At 39.2% G+C, this 3,645-nt stretch carries 1 protein-coding gene; it reads right to left on the bottom strand.

The window, feature by feature from the left end; translation table 11 throughout:
- The coding region (locus L1275_RS16455; RefSeq protein ID WP_253476093.1) for a hypothetical protein at positions 1 to 3,645 on the bottom strand (3,645 nt) is incomplete at both ends.

The following is a 3,645-nucleotide window of genomic DNA, read 5'->3' as shown; positions in this document are numbered from 1 at the left end:
AACAACATCATAAAACACATTACTGTTTTGGTAAGAACCGTCGTTCAATGCAAATTCATAAACGCCTGCTGGGGTTTTCTGATCCAATACATTGACGATAATCGTCTGTTTACCATTCTCGGAAATCTCATCTCTATTGCCCGTAGTATCATCAATGGTGATGCTAAATGGCGCTAAAGCCGTCAAAGTAACCGTAGCGCTGTTAACCGAAGCACAGCCCGTAGCTTTTGAAACCGTACTAACGGTGTAGTTTCCTGCTAATTTAGCCTCGTAATAAGACAATTTCGCGCCTGGAATCTCTACGCCATTAAACTGCCAGATAAACTCATATAGAGACGAATCCAATTTCGAATCAATCAAGAATGGGGTCACTTGACCCGTTTCCAAGTCTTTACACAAGTAACCGCCTTCTAAATCCGTGATCACCTCTGGCAATTTATTCACCACGATTTTCAACTCCACTAGGGCACTACAATATAAATCTTTATCCTTATTCTTAACCACAGCAATAATCGTTTGTGGACTAGAAATGTTCACATAATCATTTGGTGTCAGTATTGGAATATTCGCGTTGTAATCAGACATCGAAGCATAATACGTAACGATTAAGTTTGCCGCATTAGGCTGAATTCCGATGATTTCCAACGAATAAACCGTTAAATCAATACTGGTGAATCCATCATTTACAGGAGCTCCAACTTTATCGTTGTCGTCGCAATACTCTTTAACAACTGGTGCAAAAGCCTCTACTTTTGGCTCTATACTCAACAACAAGCGCTTAACATTAAAACAACCCGTCGCTTTATTTTCTAAACGAACCCAAATGGTTTGTTTCTTAGCCGTTTGATTGGTGTAATTATAAGGCAATGGCTTTTTATTGTCCTGAGCTTCGGTCTGGGTAGCATAGTAAGTAATTCTATAATCACTCGCTAAACGACCATTTAAAATCTCTGCGTCTTTATCCGTTAGGGTAAATTCATAATAATCAACAACTTGTTCCAAACAAGCCAACAAAGGTTTTAAATCTTTTAAGGCCGGAATCGCATTGACAACCAATTTCAACTCAACAATAACATAACATTTTGGACTGATTAAAGCCAGTTTATTTTCTACACGAACATAAATCGTTTTGGAAGTAGATGTGTATTTGTCTGGTCCAGGTATCGTTTTGGTATGATCCCCTTCTTCTGCCAAGGTGCGGGTTCCATAAAAATACAAATCCAAATTCGTATCTCCATTGATGATCTCTTCCACACTCATGTTCAAATTAAATACCGCACTACCCGTTCCTACGGTCGCTTCACAAGTGCTTAAAGTAGCACTCTTAGCTGGGTTAGGCGTAGCATAAACGATCAGCGTTTGTATGGTCATCGAACGACAACCCAGCTCGTTAACCACAACCATCCAAATACTTTGAACAGCTGTTTTGTTTTTATACTTGGTCAAGTTCGCTGTAGCAATCGCATTGGTACCCGCCAAGGCATCAGCCTCACTCTCATAATAAAAGTAGGTCGTTCCAAAAACAGGCAGTCCACCTACAATAGCAAATTTATGCGTAGTCAAATCAAAATAAGCGAAGTTCTGTCCCAAACTAATATCACTACAACTAACAAGGTCTTGGGGTTTGGTCAATTCAAGACCAATGGTAACTTTTAAATTAAAACTACCAACCACACTACAACCCGTAGTGGTATCCAATAAACGATACCAGATCGTTTCTTCAGCCCCACCGCTCACGTAATTCTTTGGACTACTAATTGCATTCTCTGCTTTATCAGCATCAGCTTGAGTCTTATAGTATGAGATACTAGATCCGTGTCCAGAAGCAACTCCTGGGATAATACTCGCTTCGTGAATCGTTAAATCAAACAAAGCCTTACCATCAAATAATCCGTTGTAGTTATCACAAATAACCGTAACAGGTAATTTACCGACAATAACAGGAGCTTTATTTACTTTTAAATCAAAGTCATAAATACCCACACAACCCGTAACTTTATTGACAATGCGCACCCAAACCTTGGTTTGAGTAACCTTCACATTGCTGTAAGCCTCTGGATCCACAATCTTATTCACATTTTTCTGAGCATTTTCCAAGCTTTCAAAAAATTCGAATTCAAAATTATTATAAGATGGAATATATTTTTTACCGTGTTCGATCAAATTGAATATACCAATTCCACTGTTAGAGGTACTACAAACCGTGATGGTATTTCCAGCTGTATCAAACGCAGGATAGGTATTCACAATTAAATTGATACTGATGATTTTAAAACAACCCGACTTCACATCCTCTACTCGCGCATAAACCGTTTGAGTATAGGCATCTTTGTTGGTATAGTTGTTCTCATCAATCGGTTTTAACGCCGATTCAGCATCCGTTCTAGTTTCGTAGAAACTGATCTTTAAACTCAAACTAGAGGTAATCTCTGGCTTTTTAGAGGCCAAGATAAATTTCATCTTACCCGTACCTTCTTTGGAATCACAAACTACATAATCCGTTACACTGGTAGCAACATCGGGTAAAGTAACCGTTTTTAAATGGATCAACTCCACACTAAAACAACCCGTAGTTTTATCCTCGATACGTACATAAACCGTATTACTGGTTAAATTCGAATATTGTTTCGGATCTTTTATCGCTTTGTCAAAGTCCCCTTCTATAGCCAAACTATTGGAAGCATAATAATAAACGTGATAATCAGAAGCCGTTAAGCCCGCTAAGATTTCAACCTCTTTACTGGTTAAGTCAAAAAACGTAACTCCGGAACCATTCGTATCACAGATAGAGAAGTCACTTGGAGCTGTGGTGCGGGGTTTCGATTTTACAAATAAATCGATAGCCTTAATCGTTACACAACCAAACGCATCTTCTACACGCATATAAACCGGTTCTCCTCCTGGTTTGCTATTGGTATAAATTCCGTCTTTAACATTGATCGGATTCGAATTCGAAGTAGCCTCACTAAAGGTTCTAAAGAATGCGTGTTTCCATTTGATGTTCAATCCTTTTTGATCGGATGCGATAACCGTTAAATCAAATGTTGAAATCCCTAAATTATCACATACAATATATTCATTAGGCCCAACTAAAACAGGCGCTATATTAAATTTTAAATCAACACTAGTGATGGAGTAACAAGCTGAACTCGGTGAATAAACGCGAACCCAAACCGTTTTCTCGCCACTTTGGTAATTCCATTTTGGCAAGGCTTTGGTCACATCGCCCGTATTGGCCTCGGCTTGCGTCAAGTAATATTCTACCACCAAACCACTGGCGCTTAACTTCACTTCGTTATCCTTGGTATTCAAATTGAAAACAGCCGTAGCAGGACCCGATGCATCTACACAAGAAATCAAAGGAGTAACCCCTTTATTAACCACAGGAATCACATCGCGCAACAACTCAAAAGAAGTAATCGCATATAAAGTAGGATCGGTTAAGGAGCTTACACGTACAAAGATGAATTCATGGTGTTTTCCGTCATAAGCTGCAGCTCCTACAATAGGATCGATCTGAGCCATAGCATCGGCATTGGACTTATAGTAATCTACTTTAAAGCCGGGAATACCGTGGTAAACAATATTGTCATAAACCGTCAGGTCAAAGGTCGAACCAGGAGCATTACAAATACGCAAAGGGCT

It is taken from the genome of Flavobacterium sp. HSC-61S13, from assembly GCF_024171535.1.
In the GTDB taxonomy this organism is placed as follows: domain Bacteria; phylum Bacteroidota; class Bacteroidia; order Flavobacteriales; family Flavobacteriaceae; genus Flavobacterium.
The sequence above is the reverse complement of the archived record's forward strand: the minus strand, read 5'-3'. Positions and strand labels throughout refer to the sequence as shown.